The 19,849-nt window shown below is 50.4% G+C and carries 25 protein-coding genes and 1 riboswitch; of the genes, 10 read left to right on the top strand and 15 right to left on the bottom strand.

All coding sequences use genetic code 11. The features are described from left to right. Positions 1-93 precede the first annotated feature (93 nt). A complete protein-coding gene (locus ACTZWV_RS09890) occupies positions 94-1,311 on the top strand; it encodes a serine hydrolase domain-containing protein (protein WP_444786386.1) in 1,218 nt (405 codons plus the stop codon). A 38-nt stretch (positions 1,312-1,349) separates the two neighbouring features. Here ACTZWV_RS09890 and ACTZWV_RS09885 read toward each other — a convergent pair whose 3' ends face one another. Further along, the gene (locus ACTZWV_RS09885) at positions 1,350-2,213 is read right to left on the bottom strand and encodes a LysR family transcriptional regulator ArgP (protein WP_444786385.1); all 864 of its coding nucleotides are present in this window, start codon (positions 2,211-2,213) and stop codon (positions 1,350-1,352) included. Positions 2,214-2,308: 95 nt separating this feature from the next. Between ACTZWV_RS09885 and ACTZWV_RS09880 the strand changes: the two genes are divergently transcribed. Continuing rightward, on the top strand, positions 2,309-2,905 hold the full coding sequence (locus tag ACTZWV_RS09880; protein ID WP_444786384.1) for a LysE/ArgO family amino acid transporter: 597 nt from the start codon (positions 2,309-2,311) through the stop codon (positions 2,903-2,905). Between the two features lie 25 nt (positions 2,906-2,930). Here the strand turns inward: ACTZWV_RS09880 and ACTZWV_RS09875 are convergent, their stop codons facing one another. Beyond that, the gene (locus ACTZWV_RS09875) at positions 2,931-3,818 is read right to left on the bottom strand and encodes a LysR family transcriptional regulator (RefSeq protein ID WP_444786383.1); all 888 of its coding nucleotides are present in this window, start codon (positions 3,816-3,818) and stop codon (positions 2,931-2,933) included. 115 nt (positions 3,819-3,933) lie between these two features. On the opposite strand from ACTZWV_RS09875, the gene ACTZWV_RS09870 reads away from it, so the two are divergent. The 8 genes from ACTZWV_RS09870 to ACTZWV_RS09835 all read left to right on the top strand — a co-directional run bounded on the left by ACTZWV_RS09870 (position 3,934) and on the right by ACTZWV_RS09835 (position 8,951). Beyond that, complete coding sequence (locus tag ACTZWV_RS09870; protein WP_444786382.1) at positions 3,934-4,536, top strand: glutathione S-transferase family protein; 603 nt, start codon at positions 3,934-3,936, stop codon at positions 4,534-4,536. Further along, on the top strand, positions 4,536-4,919 hold the full coding sequence (locus tag ACTZWV_RS09865) for a nuclear transport factor 2 family protein (protein WP_444786381.1): 384 nt from the start codon (positions 4,536-4,538) through the stop codon (positions 4,917-4,919). The genes ACTZWV_RS09870 and ACTZWV_RS09865 overlap by 1 nt, the downstream gene beginning before the upstream one ends. Before the next feature lie 9 nt (positions 4,920-4,928). Continuing rightward, positions 4,929-5,132 carry a 2-hydroxymuconate tautomerase family protein gene (locus ACTZWV_RS09860; RefSeq protein WP_444786380.1) on the top strand — a complete coding sequence of 68 codons (204 nt, stop codon included), beginning with the start codon at positions 4,929-4,931 and terminating at the stop codon, positions 5,130-5,132. 80 nt (positions 5,133-5,212) lie between these two features. Further along, positions 5,213-5,617: a VOC family protein gene (locus ACTZWV_RS09855; protein WP_444786379.1), complete on the top strand. Its 405-nt coding sequence runs from the start codon at positions 5,213-5,215 to the stop codon at positions 5,615-5,617. A 178-nt stretch (positions 5,618-5,795) separates the two neighbouring features. Continuing rightward, positions 5,796-6,131 carry a helix-turn-helix domain-containing protein gene (locus ACTZWV_RS09850; protein WP_444786378.1) on the top strand — a complete coding sequence of 112 codons (336 nt, stop codon included), beginning with the start codon at positions 5,796-5,798 and terminating at the stop codon, positions 6,129-6,131. Next, entirely contained in the window at positions 6,128-7,396 is a 1,269-nt protein-coding gene (locus ACTZWV_RS09845) for a type II toxin-antitoxin system HipA family toxin (protein WP_444786377.1), read from the top strand. Before ACTZWV_RS09850 ends, ACTZWV_RS09845 begins: the two co-directional genes overlap by 4 nt. Before the next feature lie 173 nt (positions 7,397-7,569). Further along, positions 7,570-7,779 carry an addiction module protein gene (locus tag ACTZWV_RS09840; RefSeq protein ID WP_444786376.1) on the top strand — a complete coding sequence of 70 codons (210 nt, stop codon included), beginning with the start codon at positions 7,570-7,572 and terminating at the stop codon, positions 7,777-7,779. A gap of 467 nt (positions 7,780-8,246) precedes the next feature. Beyond that, complete coding sequence (locus ACTZWV_RS09835; RefSeq protein ID WP_444786375.1) at positions 8,247-8,951, top strand: DNA-methyltransferase; 705 nt, start codon at positions 8,247-8,249, stop codon at positions 8,949-8,951. On the opposite strand, the gene ACTZWV_RS09830 is transcribed toward ACTZWV_RS09835, so the two are convergent. The 13 genes from ACTZWV_RS09830 to nirB form a co-directional block, all read right to left on the bottom strand. After that, entirely contained in the window at positions 8,935-10,203 is a 1,269-nt protein-coding gene (locus tag ACTZWV_RS09830; protein ID WP_444786374.1) for a DUF6575 domain-containing protein, read from the bottom strand. The two genes, ACTZWV_RS09835 and ACTZWV_RS09830, sit on opposite strands and share 17 nt — an antisense overlap. Then, entirely contained in the window at positions 10,200-10,595 is a 396-nt protein-coding gene (locus tag ACTZWV_RS09825; RefSeq protein WP_444786373.1) for a hypothetical protein, read from the bottom strand. The genes ACTZWV_RS09830 and ACTZWV_RS09825 overlap by 4 nt, the downstream gene beginning before the upstream one ends. A gap of 125 nt (positions 10,596-10,720) precedes the next feature. Then, complete coding sequence (gene modC / locus ACTZWV_RS09820) at positions 10,721-11,950, bottom strand: molybdenum ABC transporter ATP-binding protein (RefSeq protein ID WP_444786823.1); 1,230 nt, start codon at positions 11,948-11,950, stop codon at positions 10,721-10,723. Then, positions 11,950-12,651: a molybdate ABC transporter permease subunit gene (gene modB, locus ACTZWV_RS09815; protein WP_444786372.1), complete on the bottom strand. Its 702-nt coding sequence runs from the start codon at positions 12,649-12,651 to the stop codon at positions 11,950-11,952. The genes modC and modB overlap by 1 nt, the downstream gene beginning before the upstream one ends. 4 nt (positions 12,652-12,655) lie before the next feature. Beyond that, on the bottom strand, positions 12,656-13,444 hold the full coding sequence (modA, locus tag ACTZWV_RS09810) for a molybdate ABC transporter substrate-binding protein (protein ID WP_444786371.1): 789 nt from the start codon (positions 13,442-13,444) through the stop codon (positions 12,656-12,658). Positions 13,445-13,447: 3 nt separating this feature from the next. Next, on the bottom strand, positions 13,448-13,897 hold the full coding sequence (gene moaE / locus ACTZWV_RS09805; protein ID WP_444786370.1) for a molybdopterin synthase catalytic subunit MoaE: 450 nt from the start codon (positions 13,895-13,897) through the stop codon (positions 13,448-13,450). A gap of 15 nt (positions 13,898-13,912) precedes the next feature. Continuing rightward, positions 13,913-14,164: a MoaD/ThiS family protein gene (locus ACTZWV_RS09800; protein WP_444786369.1), complete on the bottom strand. Its 252-nt coding sequence runs from the start codon at positions 14,162-14,164 to the stop codon at positions 13,913-13,915. Beyond that, entirely contained in the window at positions 14,161-14,646 is a 486-nt protein-coding gene (gene moaC / locus ACTZWV_RS09795) for a cyclic pyranopterin monophosphate synthase MoaC (protein WP_444786368.1), read from the bottom strand. Before moaC ends, ACTZWV_RS09800 begins: the two co-directional genes overlap by 4 nt. Before the next feature lies 1 nt (position 14,647). Then, positions 14,648-15,199 (bottom strand): molybdenum cofactor synthesis domain-containing protein, encoded by a 552-nt coding sequence (locus ACTZWV_RS09790; protein WP_444786367.1) that lies wholly within the window; start codon positions 15,197-15,199, stop codon positions 14,648-14,650. Continuing rightward, complete coding sequence (gene mobA, locus ACTZWV_RS09785) at positions 15,192-15,758, bottom strand: molybdenum cofactor guanylyltransferase (RefSeq protein ID WP_444786366.1); 567 nt, start codon at positions 15,756-15,758, stop codon at positions 15,192-15,194. The genes ACTZWV_RS09790 and mobA overlap by 8 nt, the downstream gene beginning before the upstream one ends. Before the next feature lie 12 nt (positions 15,759-15,770). Beyond that, on the bottom strand, positions 15,771-16,742 hold the full coding sequence (moaA, locus tag ACTZWV_RS09780) for a GTP 3',8-cyclase MoaA (protein WP_444786365.1): 972 nt from the start codon (positions 16,740-16,742) through the stop codon (positions 15,771-15,773). Then, a riboswitch (molybdenum cofactor riboswitch) is annotated at positions 16,731-16,877 on the bottom strand. It overlaps the preceding gene by 12 nt. 49 nt (positions 16,878-16,926) lie before the next feature. Continuing rightward, positions 16,927-17,307 carry a nitrite reductase small subunit NirD gene (gene nirD, locus ACTZWV_RS09775; RefSeq protein WP_444786364.1) on the bottom strand — a complete coding sequence of 127 codons (381 nt, stop codon included), beginning with the start codon at positions 17,305-17,307 and terminating at the stop codon, positions 16,927-16,929. After that, a complete protein-coding gene (gene nirB, locus ACTZWV_RS09770; protein ID WP_444786363.1) occupies positions 17,304-19,841 on the bottom strand; it encodes a nitrite reductase large subunit NirB in 2,538 nt (845 codons plus the stop codon). The genes nirD and nirB overlap by 4 nt, the downstream gene beginning before the upstream one ends. Positions 19,842-19,849: the final 8 nt, after the last annotated feature.

Raw genomic sequence — 19,849 nt, 5'->3', positions numbered from 1 at the left:
GTGCAACTAAAAACATACATATCAATAAGATATGTATGTGGCCCATTCTTTGCTGACCTGTTTCTTTTATTCAGCTATTGGATGGTTAAACTAATGAAAAAATACGTCTTAGCGTTATTGCTGTGTCTGTTAGCGCTGTTTATCTACTCTTTGCCACGGCAGGCTGCGTTAAGTGACAATACGCCCGGCACTGATGATTTTATTACTGCGCTGATGCGGGAAGCTGCCATTCCCGGGCTTGCGGTAGCCAAAATCAATGCCGGCGATGTGGTTTACCGGCAAACTTTTGGTTATGCCGATATTGCGCAGAACGTTCCGGTGCAGGATAACACCATGTTTAATATTGCCTCCATTAGTAAACCGGTAATGGGGTTGATATTGTTGCAGTTAGTGCAGCAGGAACAGCTGGCATTGGATGAGGATATTAACCACTTTCTGCCATTCAAGCTTGATAACCCGCATACCGAAGGTGAAGTCATCACACTGAGACATCTGGCCAGCCATTCCTCTGGCATCGCCGATTATTATGATTTAAGCAGTTACGCCGAAAATAAAGACGCGGACATCAGTTTACAAGCTCATCTGTTGGCTTTATTAACTCCCGGCGGCAGTAAATATGGCCAGGGGCAATATTTTTTAGCGCAAATGCCGGGCGATGCGCGAACCTACAGCAATCTGGCAGCCGGGTTGGCAGGCTACCTGGTTGAAGCAACAACCGGCGAGTCGCTGGCGCAATACAGTAAAGCAAAACTATTTGGGCCATTAGGGATGCAGCACACCAGCTGGCTGATAGGCGATATAAATTTAGCTAAGGTGGCGTTACCTTATGAAGTAGAGCAGTGCGTGCCTTATTTATCCCTTTGTGCCGACACTGAATCGCCGCGGTTAAATCAGCTAATAGGCCACTATATTAACCCTGATTACGCCTTTAAACACTTTAGGCCTTATCCGCATTTTGGCAACCCACAATATCCCGATGGCGGCATGCGCAGCAGCATTCACGACATGAGTGTTTTGTTAACCGCGGTGCTGCGTAATAAAGACCTGCATGACGAGCCACTGTTGTCTGATGCGCTGTATCAGGAAATGCTGGCGCTACAGTCGCCGGATGTTTCACAGAACCAGCGCTTTTTCTGGCGCGACAACAGTAAAGGTTGGACAGGCCATATGGGCTCGGATTTGGGCGTTTATACTGCTTTATACTTCGATCGCGCCAGCCGTGATGGTTTTATTATTCTGATGAATCGCAGCGCCGATGCTTCCACCGAAATGGCAATGAAAAAATTGGCCGATCGGTTGATGGCGCTCTAAACGGCCGGTAATAAAGGTCTGAGCCATCTTTAGCTAACTCAGTACAGTTGCTGCTGCGCGGTGGTAGTAATTTGCTGGCGCAACTGCACCATTAGCGGGCTTTCGCTTTGCCAGTAGTGCCAGTACAGCGGGGTATCGAGGTGGTAATCCGGCGTTAAATCAACCAGCTGTTTAGTTTCCAGATAAGGCTGCATCTGTAATTCCGGCAGCAGGCCAAAACCCAGCCCGGCCAGAGCCGCGCGTAAAAAACCTTCCGACGACGGGCATAAATGGGTTTGTTGCGGCGGTTTACCGCATATATGCTGCAGGTACTGATGTTGCAGTTGATCATCCTGATTAAACACCAAACAAGGCGCCTGCGGCAGTTGTGTCAGCAGATCCCGCTGCAATTGGTAGCGCCGGATAAACTCCGGGCTGGCCACAGCGCGATAACGTAATGCACCCAGCGGCTGTACCTTAGCACCGTTTACGGCCTGGCTGCTGGCACACAGGCACGCCATCACATCGCCTTGTTTCATCCGTTTTAAACCAACCGACTGATCTTCCACTACAAAATCAAAACATAGCTGTGGGTAGTCCGGCAGTACCAGTGCCTGTGGCAGCCAGGTAGCCAGTGAATCGGCATTTACCGCCAATCGCAGCGTCGTCACGCTGGTGGCGTCCAGCCCGAGCGTGGCTTCCATTTGCCGTACTTGCTGCAAGTGATTTAGCAGCCGCTGCCCGGCGGGCGTGGCAACCGGCGGGGCAGTGCGCAGCAATACCGGCTGGCCGGCAAGGGCTTCCAGCTGTTTAATACGGTGGCTAACCGCCGACTGAGTCAGGCACAGTAGTTTTGCTGCGCGTTCAAAACCACCTTGTTCTACCACTGCAGACAGCGCCTGCAATAAGCGATAATCAATCATTAATTTTATTCATTTATACGTAAAATAATTCGTTGGATTAATAGTAGCGTAAAGGGTATTTTCTGCAGCAGATTTTTCTGCACAGGGTAAGCAGCATGACGTTTTTACTGGGGTTTGGTGTCGGTTTAAGTTTAATTGTCGCCATTGGCGCGCAAAATATCTGGGTGTTAAGCCAGAGCATGGCCGGGGCCAACCGGCTGGTGATTGCTGCTGTCTGTATACTCTGCGACTGCCTGCTGATTGTGCTGGGGGTATTTGCCGTACAGCAAATGCAGCAATGGGTACCGCCATTGGTGCCGCTGTTGACCTGGCTGGGTGTGGCGTTGCTGCTATGGCTGGCATGGCAAGCGGCCAGCCGCGCCCGGGCTGGCGGCAAAGGCTTGCAAACCGATACCACTACTCAGGTAATGAGTAACAGCAAAACCGCACTAACGGCACTGGCCATTACCTTATTAAACCCGCATGTGTATCTGGACACAGTATTTTTAATTGGCGGAGTGGCCAACCAGCAAGCCGCACCGCTATGGTTTATGGCCGGCGCTTGTATCGCCTCGTTAGTGTGGTTTTCCTCACTAACCGCTTTGGCGCCAAAGCTAAAAATCTGGCTTAACTCGGCCAAACGCTGGCAGCTGTTTGATGGTGCCATCGCCATTTTGCTTGGCGGTATCGCGCTTAACCTGGCGCTGCAGTAGCGCACCGCAGGCGATTCGGGCGCAGTTAAAGATACGGATGCCGGCTAAACCAACTTTGCAGAAATTCAATTAACAGCTTTAATCTGGGCGGGGTAAATTGCCGTACCGGATACAGCGCGAACAAGGTCATCTTCGGTTTATGCTCGTTTGCCAGCACTTCAACTACTTCGCCATCTTGCAAGGCCTGATAGCTGATAAAGCGCGGAATAAAGCCAACCCCCATGCCTTGTTTAATCATCTCAAGTAAAAATACTGAGCTGTTGGCTTTTAACTTACCGCTGATTGCTACGCCATCTTTACCTACCGGCCAGATATGCTTATGACGAAAATAACTGTACTCAAGACACTGATGATTCAGTAAATCTTCCGGGCAGTTGATGGCGCCGTGCTGGCGTAAATACTCTGGCGAGACACAGATGCTGTAGCTAAACTGCGTAATGGTTTGGCCGACATAAGCCGAGTCAAACGCCTGGCTGGCCACGCGTAAGCCCAAATCAAAATTATGCTGCAGCAAGTCCTGCGCTTCGTCGCTTAACTGGATATCCAGCTCAATTTGCGGGTATAGCCGCATAAATTCCGCAAAGGCCGGTGCCAACGCCGTCAGGCCCAGCGCCATGGCGGCGTTAATTCTGAGTTTGCCCTGCGGTATTTGCTGCTGCTGTTGCATACGGGCTTCGGTATCTTCTATCTGGCGCAAAATATCGCGGCAGCGCTGTAAATAGTCTTCGCCGGCTTGGGTTAGCTGTAGTCTGCGGGTGGAACGTTGCAGCAATCTGGTGCCCAATGTTTGTTCCAGCGCGCTTATCTGCTTACTCAGCATCGATTTGCTGCAACCGGTTTGCCCGGCAACCTGGCTAAAACTACCCAATTCTGCCACCCGCACAAACAGCTGCATGGCTCTTAATTTATCCATATTGTTTCCTTGCAGGAAATAAACTTGTTCTATTGTAGCTATATATCCACTCAATAGACATCGCTATAGTGACGTTGCTCCGGCGCTGCGGAGTATTTAACAACAGGAGTTCACTATGTATAAATTGTATTTTTCGCCCGGTGCTTGTTCGTTAGCGGTTCAGGTTATTTTGCGCGAACTGGGCCAGCCGTTTGAACTGATCCACAAAGCCAGGGTGGCGGATTATCAGCAGATCAATGCGGTTGGTGCGGTACCGGCTTTAGAGGTTGATGGCACTGTGTTGACAGAAGGCGCGGCTATCATGCTGTATTTGCTGGACAAGCACGCCAACGATTTACTACCGGCTGAAGCTTCGGCGCGCCAACAGGCGATACAGCAGCTGATGTTTGCCAATGCTACTGTGCATCCGGCTTACAGCAAGCTGTTTTTCCTCAACAACCAATTGGCAGACGGTGCCGTTAAACAGCAGCTATTGCAAGCGGCAGCAGATCAGCTCAGCAAGCTGTGGCAGTTAGTAGAAACCAGGCTGCAAAGCCAGCCTTATCTGGGTGGCCAGCGTTACTCTGCCGCTGATATTTTGCTGGCGGTGTATGCCGGTTGGGGCCGGTTCTTTGCTGTCACTATCGACATAGGCCCACGCGCGCAGGCGATGATTGACCAGGTGCGCGCTTTGCCTGGCTATCAGGCTGCAGTAGCGGCAGAGCAGCAGGCAGCATAATGAGTGCTGCTGAGCAAGATACTGACTTACCGGCCATTACCGCGCTGCTCGGGCAATATTTCGATGGTTTGCACCGCGCCGATACGGCGCTGCTAAATCAGATCTTTGACGATGACGCACGCTTATACGCCCCCGAGGTGCGTCGCAGCAAACAGCAGTGGCTGGAGCTGGTGGCAAACCGGCCGGTACCGGCAGCGCTGGGGCACGCCTTTGCCTATCAAGTTTTGTCGGTGGAATGCTTGGGCGGGCAAGCGCTGGCAAAAGTATCCTGTCCGTTATTGGGCCGGCACTACATTGATTATCTGAGTTTGCTAAAAGAGCAGGGCCAGTGGCGTATTGTCGCCAAGCTGTACGCCGACAACCCTTTTATTAACACCCATTAGGAGCACATTATGCCGTATGTAAATATCAAAATAACCGACGAAGGTGTAACCACCGAGCAAAAACGCAAGCTGGTGCAGGGCACCACCCAACTGCTGGTGGATGTGCTGGGTAAAAACCCGGCTACGACCTTTGTGCTGATAGAAGAAGTGAGCACCGATAACTGGGGGATCGGCTATCAGCTGGTAACAGAGCTGCGGCAGGCGGCAAAGTAGCCAAGCCCTTTTGCGCTGTGTTGTTCTGCCAAAGCTGATATATAGTTTAACTGAACGTTAGGCAATTCAGGGACAAAATTATGAATATGCTGGTAAACATCGATGTTGACGATCTTGAGCGCGCGGTGGGTTTTTATACTGCCGCATTCGGCCTGCGCATTGGCCGTCGCTTCGGCAGTTTTGGCGTAGAAATGCTTGGCAGTTCGGCCCCCATTTATTTGCTGGTCAAAGCCGCCGGCACAGCAGCGGTAGAGGCGTTGCCACAACAGCGGGACTACCGGCGGCATTGGACACCGGTGCATCTGGACTTCGTGGTAGAAGACATTGAAGCCAGTCTTCAGCAAGCGGTTCGCGCCGGCGCCCGGTTGGAGAAACCAATCGTAACGCAAAATTGGGGCAAGTTGGCACCAATGGCGGACCCCTTTGGCCACGGCTTCTGTTTTGTGCAATTCCTCGGCGCGGGATATGACGAAATTGCGGACTAGCGGATGTCTTTGTCCGGCGACAATAACTTTATCTCTCCTAATTGCAGCAAGCTAATTCCCTGATCGCGGCAAATAGAAAAGGTTTTGCCAGAAGGTAGTGTATGACAAGGAAACGTATTTATTGCTTTTTGTCTGATAGGAAGCTAATATGTTTCTTATTGATATAAAAGCAAGATATGTGACTACTAATATGGCCTCTATTCTGCAACAAATAAAAAAGCGCCGGCTGACACTAGGTTTAAAACAGAACGATATGCTGCTGCGTGTCGGGGTATCCCGTCAGCAGTACCAGCGCCTTGAAGCCAAGGGTAACCCCAGATTGAATACTCTTGAGCTGATAGCGCAGGGGTTAAACAGCGAGTTGCTGCTGATCCCGAAAGAAAAACTCAGTGCAGTAGTCGCGCTACTGGAACAAGGTCCCTCACTGCAACAATCCGCTAAATCCACAGCTGAAAATGCGCAGAAAAGTCTGGCCGATGACCCATGGCAGGATTTATTGGGAGATGACCAATGAGTAGTGGCCTCGCGGACGAAATAAGTGTTTTAAAGTTAACCTTGCATAACAGGTTAGTGGGCTACCTGGCCGGATTTCAAAGTGGTAAAAATGTACTGAGCTTTGCCGGGGAATTTAAGCAGGACACTAATCGCCCTACCTTTAGCCTGATAACCCACCCGGCGTTTCCCAGAGCTGAAAAATTAATGGCTGAACCCTGGTCAAGAAACCAAAGGTTGCACCCTATATTATCCAATCTGCTGCCGGAAGGTGCGTTAAGGGAGTTAATCGCACAAGGCCTTAAAGTGCATGTCGATAACGAATTCCATATTCTTTCCTATTTGGGCGCGGATTTGCCCGGCGCTCTGGTAGCTGAGCCTATGGAACCAGAAGACGTGCCAGACACCGTGCTTAGTACACACCGCAACGCCAGAGCCGTTAAATTTAATAAAACAGCCGCAGAGAACAAGTTTTCGTTGGCGGGTGTGCAGATGAAGTTTTCCATGAAGGAAAAGGATGGACGCTACAACCTGGCCAAAGGTGATGTGTTGGGAGATTGGATAATCAAAACACCGTCGACCAAACATAAAGATGTACCGCTGAACGAGTACACGGCAATGAAACTTGCGGCACTGGTTGGCATCGACATTCCCGAGATCAAGCTGGTTGAACTGAATAAACTGGACAACCTTCCGCCGATAAATCTGCCTGATGAAAAGCTGGCCTTTGCGATAAAACGTTTTGATCGCAACGATAATATCCGTATTCACATGGAAGATTTTGCTCAGGTATTAGTGAAGTATCCGCATGAAAAATACCAATCGGCGAACTATGAGCAAATTGGCAAGATTATCTATGATTTTTCCGGAGACGGCCTGGCTGACGCGCAACAATTTGCCAGACGGCTGTTGGGTAATATCCTGCTCGCCAACGGCGATGCACACCTGAAGAATTGGAGCTTGCTCTATGCTGATCAAGTCACGCCACGGCTGTCACCGGCTTACGACATCGTCACAACCAGTGTATATATTGACGGCGAAAGGCACTTTGCCCTTAATTTAGGCAAAACCAAACAATGGTACGGCGTTTCGCTGGCAAACTTTCAGTTGTGGGCTGACCGCGCCGGCATCCCTTGGCGAGCCATTAAACCTCATCTGGATGATGCCATAGCAAAAGCCAGGAGCCTTTGGCCAGAGGCCATCAACAACCTGCCAATGCATGACGATCACAAACTTAAGCTAAAGCAGCACTGGCGTAATTTGACAGAAGATTTTCAGATCAAATGAAATGGTCAGTTGCTTTGCGTAACGCAATGCCAAACGGGCTAATTGCGTAATGTTGTTTTGCCTGCAAATTTGGCTCCGTTTAATCTGGCGCTGCACTGATTGATGATTGCGAACTTCATCCGGTTAAATTACGCTGTGCTTTCACTTAAATGAAACGTTATCCGGGGGCTGTTATGAACCCAACATTACGTGATTTACCGTTGCTGCAACGTGTGCAATTGGTTGAAGATTTATGGGACAGCATTGCGCAAGATCAGCAAGCGCTGCCGGTTACCGATGCGCAACGGGCAGAATTAGATCGCCGGCTTGATGCCTATGAACAGGACGGCAATCAGGGCCGTGATGCAACAACGGTATTAAATGAAATCCGTCAAAAGCTGTGAGTTATATCGCTCTAAGTTTCCATTTGCTGTTTATTTCGCTGAAAAAGAAAATGTTATTGTGATCTATGCGGTATTGCATGGCAGCCGACATCCTAAAAATTGGAAATTCCGTCCGATATAATCGGTAATTGCCCTGTGCAGTAAGAGCTTACTATTAAAAGCTAAAACACTTCGCAAAGCGTCCCTCTGCTTTAACCATCAGCGCAAACCAGCGTTATCCAGCCATCTAAGCACATGCCATTTAAATGCTTGACCAAGTGTGTTTTTTCGGAAAATGTAACAGTTGGTTTAAGGTTAACTCACTTACTTATGCTGAAGCGGAAATGCATGTCAGAACGCAAGATCGACCCTCGGCGCTTGCAAAATTTAGGTTGTACCCAACTTAGTTATTAAAAATATAATTTGGTGACCTCTATAAATATCCATGCGATAATGCACTGTATAAATAACCACTATGCAAGGTAAGCATGACTGAAGCTAACGATGCTAGTTTTAAGACAGTAGATGTATCTAATCAAGATGCGGTTGATTGGCTTAAAACTTTACCGAATTCATCAATAGATCTAGTAATAACAGATCCTCCTTATGAATCTCTAGAGAAACACAGAAAAGTAGGCACTACTACTAGACTTAAAAACAGTAAATCGTCAAGTAATCAATGGTTTGAAATATTTCCAAATTCTCGTTTTGAAGAGTTCTTTGAGGAAGTATTTAGAGTATTGAAAAAAAATTCTCACTTTTATTTATTTTGTGATCAAGAAACTATGTTTGTGATAAAACCTATCGCAGAAGCTGTAGGATTTAAATTCTGGAAGCCAATAGTGTGGGACAAGGTAGTAATTGGGATGGGTTACCATTATCGAGCGAGATATGAGTTCATTCTTTTCTTTGAAAAGGGAAAGCGAAAAATAAACGACTTATCAATACCAGATGTTTTAACTGAGAAGAGAATTTGGAAAGGCTATCCAACCGAGAAACCTGTTAACCTTGCGAAGACTTTGATTATTCAAAGTTCAAAGGAAGATGAAATAGTAATTGACCCTTTTTGTGGGGCAGGTTTCGTAGGTCAAGCGGCAGAGATACTTGGTCGTAACTTTAAAGGGAACGACCTTAATGCTGAAGCTGTAGAAATCACTAAAACAAGGATATTGCAAGTTAGGAATACTGTTTGAAAGCTTTAACCCATGATTTTAATGTTTGGGCTCTTCTCGTACTTGTACTAATACTGAGCCCATTACAATTTTCTATTAAGAATTGAACTGCAGAACCTTCATCAATCTCTAGTAAAGAATCAACTTTTTGATTTAACATCCATAAACTACCACAGTCAGACTCTTCAAATTGTCTTTGAATTATGTTTATCCATTCATGGTTGCTTTGAGATTGTGCAACTTTCAAACCTAAAGGTGTTAATGATGAGTAGTCATGGATTAGAGACAAAATCTTGCAAGCATCTCTGTAGTAATCTACTTGTCTCGGATCGACATCAAGTTCTTCTGCTGTTACTAAATGCTTATCTGCCAAAAGACTTAAATATTTTTTAATTCTACTTAAATTATCAGCTTGTGGAACCATGCTGCTATCAAGGTAGGCTCCAAGCAAGTTATCAACTTCCGGAATGATTTCTCTAACATAACTTGGTGATAAATTCAATACTGTGTCAGTAGTATCTTCATCTATAAGTTGAATTTCGATATTGTTAGTGCCTATTAAGTCAAAAAGTTTTCTTACAATTCTCAAATCAATCTCTTGTTGCTTCAATGCGTTTGTAAAACTGTCATTTATAGATACTTTTGATAATAGTTCATACCCTTTTGTTTTAAAGAGATGGTCATCTTTTGCTTTCGTTTTAACTCGATAAACAAATGAACCCTCAACTGCATCTTGTGGAAATAATGAAACAGATATGTCATGTTTTCTGAGATAGTGACGGCAGAATTCTCCGAAAACTTCTGATACTTTATTTAAAACTTCCGACATTATTTCTGAACTTGAAGTTTTAGCAATGCGTATTCTGTGTGTGTGTTTTCTTCTTCCATCATAGTTAATATTTTCATGTATGAAAACATTCTCGTTTGGCATCTTAAAGTTAAATTTTTTCGAGTTTATAAGGCTTTCTTTTATGCTGAAGTCATTTAAATCTATTTCTAATAAAAGAATTTTTATTTTTCCGACCTGCTTTATCATCCCTGTAATAGATAGATCTTTCTGCTCCAACTTGTTAACTTTATCTTGAGATGTCGGAACAATGATCCACCGATCATGAGTTTCATTATTTCCTAGGCTATAGCAAAAAAACAGCTGGTCATACTCGTTGAGTGCGGTGAAAATTATTGGTTCATCATAATAGCTATACACGTTATGGTAATATAGCACTCCATAGCGAGCACTCTCTAAAAATAGCAATTCATCTCTAGTGCTCATATAACTTTAAATCCTTTTGGGTATATTCCTTCATAAAACCAAACTGTGACATGATCAGTGTTGGTAGAGTACTCGCCTTTTCCATGATTCGGCTCGATCTCACCGATTGCCACAAAGTCATGTGCAAACTTTTCGGGACTTCTTTCTACCACTTTATCAATTCCTTCTTTAGTAGAGAAAAATGAAGTTCCATAATAACTTGGCTTGCTTTTAATCGCAGGATTTCTAGCTAAACATTTCTGGCGCGGGTCCTTATAGCTTGCTAAAAAATCACTATCATTAGGGACTTGGTTTCGAACAATCCGATGCAGTGTATCGTGAATGCCTGTAGCAGCTTCAGGAGGGATATCTAAATGTTTAGGATAGTCAGAAGGCCATTTATTTTTAGTCATTAGCGTGTCTTCCATGTAGCCAAAAAATCGACATACAATAATAGAAAAAGTACAAGTAAGCAACAAAGTTGAAAATTTTAGAGTATTGCCGATATTCTTAACTGTTGAACAAGACTTTTTAAACTCTAATCCAACGCCACTGCCTTAATCTGCGCATATACCAACTGCCCAATTTGTAAACCCAGCCGTTCAACTGACTGTGTGGTTAGCAGTGCCTGCAGTGGCTGGCCTTCCAGTGTTAGCCGCACCAGGGTTTCGGCCGGGTGGGGGGCGGGGTTAAAGCCGCTGATGCTGACTTGCAATTGATTACTGACCGAGCTGTCGCTAAGCGGTGTTAGGCTAAGCGCCACATCGCGGGCCTGAATACGTAAGCGGTATGAAGTGGGTGAGTAACTTGCTGTATCGCCATGCAGCGGCGCCGGTAGTTGTAACTGCTGTTTGCCAATGCTGAGCTTAAGTAGATGGTTATTGCTGCCGTGGCTTTTGGCATGCAATAGCGACATAGCGCCGATAGCGGCTAGTTCGGGTTGTAGTAACTGCTGTTGCAGCGGGCCCTGGCTGTGAATGCGGCCGTGTTGCATTAGTACCAGATGATCGGCCAGTTTTACCACGTCGTCCAATTGATGGCTTACCAGCAGCATCGGAATACCGGTTTGGCTGGCGATGCGTTGTAAAAACGGCAAAATCTCGCTGCGGCTTTGCTGATCCAACGATGCCAGCGGCTCATCCAGCAACAGCAATTGCGGCTGGCATAGCAGGGCGCGGCCCAGTGCCACGCGCTGGCGCTGGCCGCCGGAGAGTTGCTCTGGTGCTTGCTGCAATAATGGCGTTAGCTCCAGCAGTTGGATCACCTGCTCGGGTTGTAGCTGTATTGCCGTGGGTTTTGCCAGCCGGTTAAAGCCATACAGCAGGTTTTGCGCAACTGTTAAGTGCGGCAATAAACTACTTTCCTGAAACACCATGCCAATACGGCGCTGATGCACCGGCACAAAGGTGTTGCCCTTTTGCCATATGGCGGCGCCACATTGCACTTTGGCACCGGCATGGCGATCCAGCCCCGCAATAGCGCGCAGCAAGGTGGTTTTACCACAGCCGGAGCGGCCAAATAACGCTGTTACGCCCTGTAGCGGCAAGCTGTTGTTAAGCTGCAGAGAAAAATCACCGCGCTGAATAGTTAACGCCAGGGTTAAACCGGCAGTTTCCGGGGCTGCCGGGGCCGCCGGGACTGCCGGGACTGATGGAACCGCCGGGGCTGATGGAGCCGCCGGAGCTGATGGAGCCGCCCGCTGCCCGGCTGCCAGCCTGGGTTTGCCCTGGCGCGCGGTGCGATGAAACAGGCTGATTACATTGTTCATCACAGGACGGCCTCGCGCTCAAAACGGCGGTTTAAGCCATAGACAATAAACAACACCACAAAGGCGCTGATAACTAAGCCCAGCGATAGCTGCTGCGCCTGAGCGTAGTTCATCGCTTCAGTGTGATCGTAAATCAGCACCGATAACACCTGGGTTTCGCCCGGGATACTGCCGCCGAGCATTAAGATCACACCAAATTCGCCCAGCGTATGGGCAAAGGTTAAGGTGGCGGCGATGATAAAACCGCCGCGGCATAGCGGCAGTACCACGCTAAACAGCTGATCCAGCTTGCCGGCACCTAAGGTTGCGGCTACTTCCAGCGGCCTTGGCCCCATGCGGCGAAAGCTTTCCAGCAGTGGTTGTACGGTAAAAGGCAGCGAGTAAATCACCGAGCCGATTAAAATGCCGCTAAAACTAAACGCCAGATGATTAAGCCCCAGTTGCTCTAAGGTACTGCCAACGGCACCATGCGGCCCCAGCAGTAACAATAAATAAAACCCCAGCACCGTTGGCGGTAATACCAACGGCAGCGCCACTATCGCCTGAATAGCAGTGCGTAGTTTGCTGTGGCTAAGTGACAACCACCAAGCCAGCGGTGTACCCAGCAGCAATAAAATAATAGTGGTGTATAAACACAGCTTTAACGTGAGCCGGATGGCTTGCCAGTCCTGCGGGCTTAGCGTGGCGAAAAGCTCCGGCATAGCGTTACTCCTGACTGCTTTGCGGTTGACTGGCCGGAAGCTCAAAACCATAGCGCTGCATAATGCGTAGCACTTCAGCGCTGGCCATAAAAGCGCTAAACAGCCTGGCATTGTGGTTATCGGCACCTTGGCGGGTAATCACATAAGCCTGCAGCAGCGGCTGATGCAGCTCTGCCGGTATTAGCTGATAGCCCTGGCTGGCCAGTTGTGGAAGCTTAGCCAGCGCGGGAGACTTGGCCAGCGACAGCGCAATAATGGCGATATCGGCACCACCGCTTTGCGCCAGCTGCGCGGTTTGGGCGATATTTTCGCCATACACCAATTTGGGTTCTACTGCGGCCCACACCCCGGCAGCCTGCAGTGCTTGTTTGGCGCGCTGGCCATAAGGCGCATGGGCGGGCTGGGCAATGGCGAGGCGGTTAAAGTTAAGCTCAGGCAGTTGGCTCAGGCTAATTCCGGCCATATTTTGTTTTGGGCTCCACAGTACTAAATGCCCCAGTGCATACGGCTGTGGCGCTGTTGCTGCCAGGCCGTCCTGATACAGCTGTGCCGGGAACTGGCTGTCGGCCGAGAAAAACATGTCATAGGGTGCACCATGGCGGATTTGCGTGCTGAGTTTGCCGCTGGCGCCATAGACAATATTTAGCGCCAGTGCGGGGTGTTGCCGGCGAAACAGTGTGCTGATTTCATCCAGCGCATAGCGTAAGTCAGATGCGGCTGCGATAGTCAGCTTGTCACTGGCATCGGCGGTTACAGCGTAGAGAAAGCACACTACCAGCAGTAACTGACGCATTGGCTACTCCCAGCGCGCCAGCGCCTGGCTGTCGCTGGCTTTGGCTGCAACCCAATAATCACCGCTGGCGGTATGCTCTTTTTTCCAGAATGGCGCGCGGTTTTTCAGGTAATCCATAATAAATTCACAGGCGGCAAAGGCGCCAGCGCGATGCGCGCTGGCAATGCCGACAAACACGATTTGCTCATTCGGTTTAAGGGGGCCAACGCGGTGAATAATATGCACCGCGCCAAGCTGCCAGCGGCTCTGTGCCTGCTGAGCAATAGCGATAAGGGCTTGTTCTGTCATGCCGGGGTAGTGTTCCAGCGTCATGCTGTGCAGGGTGTTATCGCTTAGCTCACGTACCAGGCCACTAAAAGTGACGACAGCGCCACAAGCTGAGTGGCGGCGTAGCTCGTCGTATTCACTGGCGACACAAAAATCATCGCTTTGTACTGCAACAAAGATGTTCATATCCTTTACCACCTGCTAGCCACCGGTTACCGGCGGGAAAAACGCCAGCTCATCGCCATCCTGCACGCTGGCCGTTAACGGTACCAGTTGCTGATTTACGGCGCAGAGCAAATCGCTGCGGCTAAGTTCCTGCTGCCAGTTATGGCAACGGCTTTGCAGTTGCTGCAGTACATCGGCCACCTGCAACATTTTGCCATCGCAACTAAGCAGGTATTGTTCGCAATCAAGCCGCTCGCGCAGCGCGGCGAAAAACAGAATTTTAATCATACTGCCTCCACAAGGTAATGCCCTGACTTGCCGCCGGTTTTCTCCAGCAGACGGATATCGCTGATACTCATCGCTTTATCTACTGCCTTACACATATCGTAAATGGTTAAGGCGGCAACCGAGGCGGCAGTGAGTGCCTCCATTTCCACGCCGGTGCTGCCGCTAAGCACACAGCAGCTTTCTATCTGAATTTGGCCTTGCTCCGGCAGCAGCTGAAAATCGACTGATACTTTGCTTAACAGCAGCGGATGGCACAGCGGAATAAGCTCGCTGGTTTTTTTCGCCGCCATAATGCCGGCAATGCGGGCGGTGGCCAGTACATCGCCTTTTTTCAGCAATGCCCGGGCAATTAAATCAATCACCTGTGGCGTGGTTTGCACTAAGGCGCCGGCGCGGGCCAGCCGGGTGGTGTTTGGCTTGGCGCTGACATCGACCATAGTCGCAGCGCCGCTCTGATCCAAATGGGTAAGGGTTGCTGTCATCTTAAGCTCCACAACTCTGGCTTGGGCTGTTTTTTACATGGGCAACAAAGTTGCAGGGCCCGGTTTTGTTATCTAACTGCGGTAAAATAAGTTGTTGCATCGCAAGGGTGCAGGCGCCGCCGGAGCCTGGCATGGCAAAGAGCAGGGTGCCATTGGCCAGGCCTGCCAGAGCGCCGGATTGCAGCGCGGCTGAGCCCAGCTCGCTAAACGATAACTGGCGGAACAGCTCACCAAAACCCGGTACCGGCCGATCCAGCAACGGTGTTATGGCCTCAACGGTGCAGTTGCCCTTGTTAAAACCGGTACCGCCATTAATCAGCACTACCTGAATGGTATCGCTTGCGATCCACTGGCTTAAGGTAGCGCGCAGCTGGTATTTGTTATTGGGTAATAAGGCGCGCGCGGCCAGCTGGTGATCGGCACTTTGCAACAGCCCACAGAGCAAGTCGCCACTGCTGTCACTCTTGCTGTCGTTAGCGCTGCTGCGGCTGTCCGATACCGTGAGTACGGCGATATTGAGCGGATAAAACCGGCGTAAATCAGGCTTAGGCATACAGGCTCCCGGTGTTAACTACTGCCAGACATTGCTGCCAGTCTGCTGGTGTATTGGTATTGAGTAGTTCTGTTGTTGGCGCTGGCAGGGCTATGGCATTAAGGCTGCTTAGCAGCGCTTTTACCGGGCGCTGACCGCTGCGCAATTGGTTGCTGATAAGCTCGCTTAGCGCCGGGCTAACCGGTAGCACACAGGGCAGTGGGCTATTGGCAAAATAAGCAGCGGCACCATTGGCTTGCAGCACCAGCTGTTGCAGGCTGGCGGCGCTTAACAGTGGTGTATCAATAGGCAGTACCAGTAACTGTGTGCTGCTGCAGTGTTGTAATGCCGCTAAAATACCGGCTAAAGGTCCTTGCTGCTGCGCTGACTCAGCATCGGCAATAAAGCCCGGTTGGTTGCGGCTAATCAGCACCTCTACGGCACCGCTATCCAGCGCCAGTTGCTGCATATGCTCAAGTAGACTTTGGCCATTAAGTTGCAGCAACGCTTTATCCTGACCCATACGGCTGGATTGACCGCCAGCTAAAATCAGTGCGCTAAAGGGTTTATTGCTGCTCATGTTAACCACCTGCTATCCACCAATCTGGGCTAAATGACGGGTGCTGCCGCTGTAATCCTGCGCCAGCTGATGGCTGAAGGCTTTGCCTTGCACCGCTTGTTGTAGAAAACGCATCAAGGGCGCGCTGTCATCGTTTTGCAGCAGGCTACGTAAGTCCTGGTGGCTGTCGGTAAACAGGCATAAATACAACGCGCCTGTGCTGGATACCCTTAGCCGGTTGCAATCGGCACAAAAATCTTTGCTGTAGGGCATAATCAGGCCCAGTTGGCCCTGATAAGCCGGATGCGAATACTCCAGCGCCGGACCGTCGGTTTTTGCTTTGGCGTTTAGCTGCCAGCCCTGTGCCAGCAACTGTTGCTGAATACCGGCGCCACTTAAATGCTGGCGCTGGTAAAAGCCGGCATTGTCACCGGTGCGCATCAGCTCGATAAAGCGCAGCGCGATATCCTGCTGCTGAATAAAGTTAAGAAAATCGGGCAGCGCCAGCGCATTGTGCTGCTTTAACAGCACGGTATTAATTTTCACTTGCTTAATACCAATGGCTTTAGCGTGCGCTATGCCATCTAAGATATCGGCAAGCTTGTCCTGACCGGTCACCAGATGAAAGGTATCAGCATCTAAGCTATCGACACTGACATTCACTGCATCCAACCCGGCTGCTTGCCAGGCCAGCGCATCGCGCTTTAAACGATAGCCGTTAGTGGTTAGTGCCACTTTTTCAATGCCGGGCACGGCTTTGCAGGTAGCGATAATTTCAGTCAGGTCTTTACGTAGCGATGGCTCGCCGCCGGTAATCCGTACCTTACGGGTGCCCAGTTTGGCAAAGGCGGTGACTAAGCGGCGAATTTCAGTCAGGTTAAGCTCGCCGCTACGGGAGTCGCAGTCATTACCGTCAGGCAGGCAATAGCTGCAACGAAAATTGCAACTTTCAGTGACAGACAGCCGCAAATAACTAAAGCGGCGCGCATAGGCGTCAGTTAACATAATTCACCTTTCCAAGTGGGGAGGTAAGGCCGTTTCCAGACTTACCCGGTGGCGTTAGTGCCACGGCAAAGGCCTCATGGCAGTATGGCTTTGCAATACTGCTTTAGAGCGCCTTGCTCGGTGTTGTGTCGTTAAGCTTAAAAGCTTTTATCTGCTTTTGTTATTGCCATTAAGGGGCGCCTGACTACTCCGTTGGGGGTAGCAGCCAGACCTGGCCGTGCTGTAGCTGCACAGCAAAAACCTGCAATTTCAGCTCGCTGTCGCTTAAGCACTGGCCATCGCTGAGCCGGTATTGCTGCTTGTGCAGTGGCGCGGCGATATAAAACTCACCGCCGCTTTCACCAATCAGGCCATGGGCGATAACCGGTGCGCCTGTCGCAGGGTCGATATGGCTAACGCCATACAACTCGACGTCCTGGCCGGGCAGGTAAAACAGCGCTATGGCATGCTCTGCAAAACGTGCCGCTACGCCGGAGAACGGCACTAAATCTTGCTGCTGACACAATAAAACCGGCTGCTGTTGTACGCCGGGCTGACTGTCTAAGGCATAGGCAAGCTGGCTCATAGGCTGGTCTCCTTACTGTCGATTTTGAGCTGGCGGGTGGGGATCAACTGGCCGCGCTCAGGCGTAAAACCAAACTCGCTGCGTGCAGGGGCTGCGGCATTAACATAGCTGTTAAAGCGGGCGCGCTGCGCCGGGTCATTCAGTACGGTTTGCCATTCGCACTGGTAATTGCCTATTAACAGCTGCATCTGCGCTTCGAGCTCGGCGCCCAGGCCCAGGCTGTCGTGAATAATCACATCGCGCAGATAGTCCAGGCCGCCTTCGAGGTTATTCATCCAGGTGGCGGTGCGCTGCAGGCGGTCAGCGGTTTTGATATAAAACATCAACAGCCGGTCGATATAGCTCAGCAACTGCTCGTCATTTAAGTCGGTAGCAAATAAGTCAGCGTGGCGCGGTTTCATGCCGCCATTGCCGCAGACATACAGGTTCCAGCCATTTTCAGTGGCAATTACGCCGACGTCTTTGCTTTGGGCTTCGGCGCATTCGCGGGTGCAGCCGGAGACGGCCATTTTAATTTTGTGCGGCGCGCGCACGCCCTTGTAGCGGTTCTCCAGCAAAATGGCCATGCTGACACTGTCCTGCACGCCATAACGACACCAGGTACTGCCAACACAGGATTTTACCGTGCGCAGCGACTTGCCATAGGCATGGCCGGTTTCAAAGCCGGCATCGATCAGCTGTTGCCAGATCAGCGGCAACTGATCCAGCGTAGCACCAAACAAATCAATGCGCTGGCCGCCGGTGATCTTGGTATACAGCTGATATTGCTCCGCCACCTTGCCAATGCTGATCAACATTGCCGGGGTTATTTCGCCGCCCGGAATGCGCGGTACTACCGAGTAGGTGCCGTTTTTCTGCATATTGGCTAAAAAGGTGTCGTTAGTGTCTTGCAGGGCGACATGCGGTTTGGCCAGTACCGGCTCGTTCCAGCAACTGGCCAGAATCGAGGCCACCGCCGGTTTACAGATTTCGCAGCCATGACCACGGCCATGGCGCTGTATCAGCTCATTAAAGGTTTTAACGCCATCGACCCGTACCAGATGGTACAGCTGCTGGCGGCTATAACTGAAGTGCTCGCACAGATCGGTGCTTACCGCCACGCCGCGGGCTGTGAGTTCGTGCTCGACCACGCTTTTTAGTAGTGCAGCGCAGCCACCACAGCCGGTGGCGGCTTTAGTGCAGCTTTTAATGCCAGCTAAGTCCTGCACGCCGCTATCGAGCGCAGCACAAATGGCGTCTTTGCTAACATTATGACAAGAGCACAGCGTGGCCGTAGCGGGCAGTGCCGCCGGGCCCAAAAGTACCTTGCCGCTGCTTTGTGGCAGGATCAGGCTTTGTGGATCGGCAGGCAAAGCAATGCCGTTCAGCGCATATTGCAATAAGCTGTCGTAATAGCTGTTATCACCCACCAGCACTGCGCCCAGCAGTTGTTTGCCGTCCGCACTCAGCACTAATTTGCGGTACTCGCCCAGCAAGTCATTGCGATAACGCAGGCTGATACTGCCTGGTGTGCGGCCATGTGCATCGCCAATGGAACCGACATCAACACCGAGCAGCTTCAGCTTGGTTGACATATCGGCGCCGGTAAAGCTGTGGCTGTTATCGCCGCTTAGCACCGCTGCGGCAGTGCGCGCCATCTGATAACCCGGCGCCACCAGGCCAAACAACTGGCCCTGCCATAGTGCGCATTCGCCAATGGCATAGATATCGCTGTCGCTGGTTTGGCACTGGTTGTTGATAACGATGCCGCCGCGTGCGCCCAGCTCTAAACCGGCGTCTTTGCCGGGTTGGTCCTGCGGCCGGATCCCGGCGGAGAACACAATTAAATCGGTTTGCAGCACGCTGCCATCAGCAAAGTTAAGCTGTAAGCGCTGCTCTGTGCCTGGCGTAATGCTGCTGGTGGCTTTGTCGGTATGCACACTAACGCCTAACTGCTCAATTTTACGGCGTAGCAGCTCGCCACCATCTTTATCCAGTTGCACCGGCATTAATTGCGGCGCAAATTCCACTACATGGGCTTCTAAGCCCTGCAGTTTCAGCGCATTGGCCGCTTCCAGCCCCAGCAGGCCGCCGCCTATTACCACGCCAACCCGGGCGCCTTTGCTGCTGGCACTGATCGCTTCCAGATCGGCAATGGTGCGGTACACCAGGCAGTGGGCGTTATCGTTACCGGCAATTGGCGGTACAAAAGGGTAAGAGCCGGTAGCCAGTACCAGCTTGTCGTAAAAGTAACGCGCCTTAGCGGTGGTTACCGTTTTGGCGTCGCGGTCAATCGCCAGCACCGGCTCGTTCAGCTTTAAGGCCAGGTTGTTATCGCTATAAAAGCTGTCAGGGGCCAGTTGCAGTTTGCCGGCATTGCCATCGCTGAAGTAATCGGATAAATGCACTCTGTCGTAGGCGGGCCTGTCCTCAAAGGCAAATACTGTGAGTTGCCACTGCGCTGCATCAGCTCGGGTCAGAAATTGCTCAATAAAATGCTGGCCAACCATGCCATTGCCGATCACCAGCAGTTGTTTTGTGATGCTTGTTGTCATCGTCGTGC

The organism is Rheinheimera sp. NSM (assembly GCF_052380015.1).
In the GTDB taxonomy this organism is placed as follows: Bacteria; Pseudomonadota; Gammaproteobacteria; order Enterobacterales; family Alteromonadaceae; genus Alishewanella.
This window is presented reverse-complemented; position numbering and strand designations above follow the sequence as displayed.

Excerpts from the sequence above, each read along its gene's own strand:
- ACTZWV_RS09830 (WP_444786374.1), bottom strand. The coding sequence starts at position 10,203 with ATGAGCACTAGAGATGAATTGCTATTTTTAGAGAGTGCTCGCTATGGA.
- ACTZWV_RS09885 (WP_444786385.1), bottom strand. The coding sequence starts at position 2,213 with ATGATTGATTATCGCTTATTGCAGGCGCTGTCTGCAGTGGTAGAACAA.
- ACTZWV_RS09890 (WP_444786386.1), top strand. The coding sequence starts at position 94 with ATGAAAAAATACGTCTTAGCGTTATTGCTGTGTCTGTTAGCGCTGTTT.
- ACTZWV_RS09855 (WP_444786379.1), top strand. The coding sequence starts at position 5,213 with ATGAATATGCTGGTAAACATCGATGTTGACGATCTTGAGCGCGCGGTG.
- modB (WP_444786372.1), bottom strand. The coding sequence starts at position 12,651 with ATGCCGGAGCTTTTCGCCACGCTAAGCCCGCAGGACTGGCAAGCCATC.
- mobA (WP_444786366.1), bottom strand. The coding sequence starts at position 15,758 with ATGAGCAGCAATAAACCCTTTAGCGCACTGATTTTAGCTGGCGGTCAA.
- ACTZWV_RS09880 (WP_444786384.1), top strand. The coding sequence starts at position 2,309 with ATGACGTTTTTACTGGGGTTTGGTGTCGGTTTAAGTTTAATTGTCGCC.
- ACTZWV_RS09860 (WP_444786380.1), top strand. The coding sequence starts at position 4,929 with ATGCCGTATGTAAATATCAAAATAACCGACGAAGGTGTAACCACCGAG.
- moaC (WP_444786368.1), bottom strand. The coding sequence starts at position 14,646 with ATGACAGCAACCCTTACCCATTTGGATCAGAGCGGCGCTGCGACTATG.
- modC (WP_444786823.1), bottom strand. The coding sequence starts at position 11,950 with ATGAACAATGTAATCAGCCTGTTTCATCGCACCGCGCGCCAGGGCAAA.
- nirB (WP_444786363.1), bottom strand. The coding sequence starts at position 19,841 with ATGACAACAAGCATCACAAAACAACTGCTGGTGATCGGCAATGGCATG.
- ACTZWV_RS09875 (WP_444786383.1), bottom strand. The coding sequence starts at position 3,818 with ATGGATAAATTAAGAGCCATGCAGCTGTTTGTGCGGGTGGCAGAATTG.
- ACTZWV_RS09825 (WP_444786373.1), bottom strand. The coding sequence starts at position 10,595 with ATGACTAAAAATAAATGGCCTTCTGACTATCCTAAACATTTAGATATC.
- modA (WP_444786371.1), bottom strand. The coding sequence starts at position 13,444 with ATGCGTCAGTTACTGCTGGTAGTGTGCTTTCTCTACGCTGTAACCGCC.
- nirD (WP_444786364.1), bottom strand. The coding sequence starts at position 17,307 with ATGAGCCAGCTTGCCTATGCCTTAGACAGTCAGCCCGGCGTACAACAG.
- ACTZWV_RS09835 (WP_444786375.1), top strand. The coding sequence starts at position 8,247 with ATGACTGAAGCTAACGATGCTAGTTTTAAGACAGTAGATGTATCTAAT.
- ACTZWV_RS09845 (WP_444786377.1), top strand. The coding sequence starts at position 6,128 with ATGAGTAGTGGCCTCGCGGACGAAATAAGTGTTTTAAAGTTAACCTTG.
- ACTZWV_RS09790 (WP_444786367.1), bottom strand. The coding sequence starts at position 15,199 with ATGCCTAAGCCTGATTTACGCCGGTTTTATCCGCTCAATATCGCCGTA.
- moaA (WP_444786365.1), bottom strand. The coding sequence starts at position 16,742 with ATGTTAACTGACGCCTATGCGCGCCGCTTTAGTTATTTGCGGCTGTCT.
- ACTZWV_RS09800 (WP_444786369.1), bottom strand. The coding sequence starts at position 14,164 with ATGATTAAAATTCTGTTTTTCGCCGCGCTGCGCGAGCGGCTTGATTGC.
- ACTZWV_RS09870 (WP_444786382.1), top strand. The coding sequence starts at position 3,934 with ATGTATAAATTGTATTTTTCGCCCGGTGCTTGTTCGTTAGCGGTTCAG.
- moaE (WP_444786370.1), bottom strand. The coding sequence starts at position 13,897 with ATGAACATCTTTGTTGCAGTACAAAGCGATGATTTTTGTGTCGCCAGT.
- ACTZWV_RS09865 (WP_444786381.1), top strand. The coding sequence starts at position 4,536 with ATGAGTGCTGCTGAGCAAGATACTGACTTACCGGCCATTACCGCGCTG.
- ACTZWV_RS09840 (WP_444786376.1), top strand. The coding sequence starts at position 7,570 with ATGAACCCAACATTACGTGATTTACCGTTGCTGCAACGTGTGCAATTG.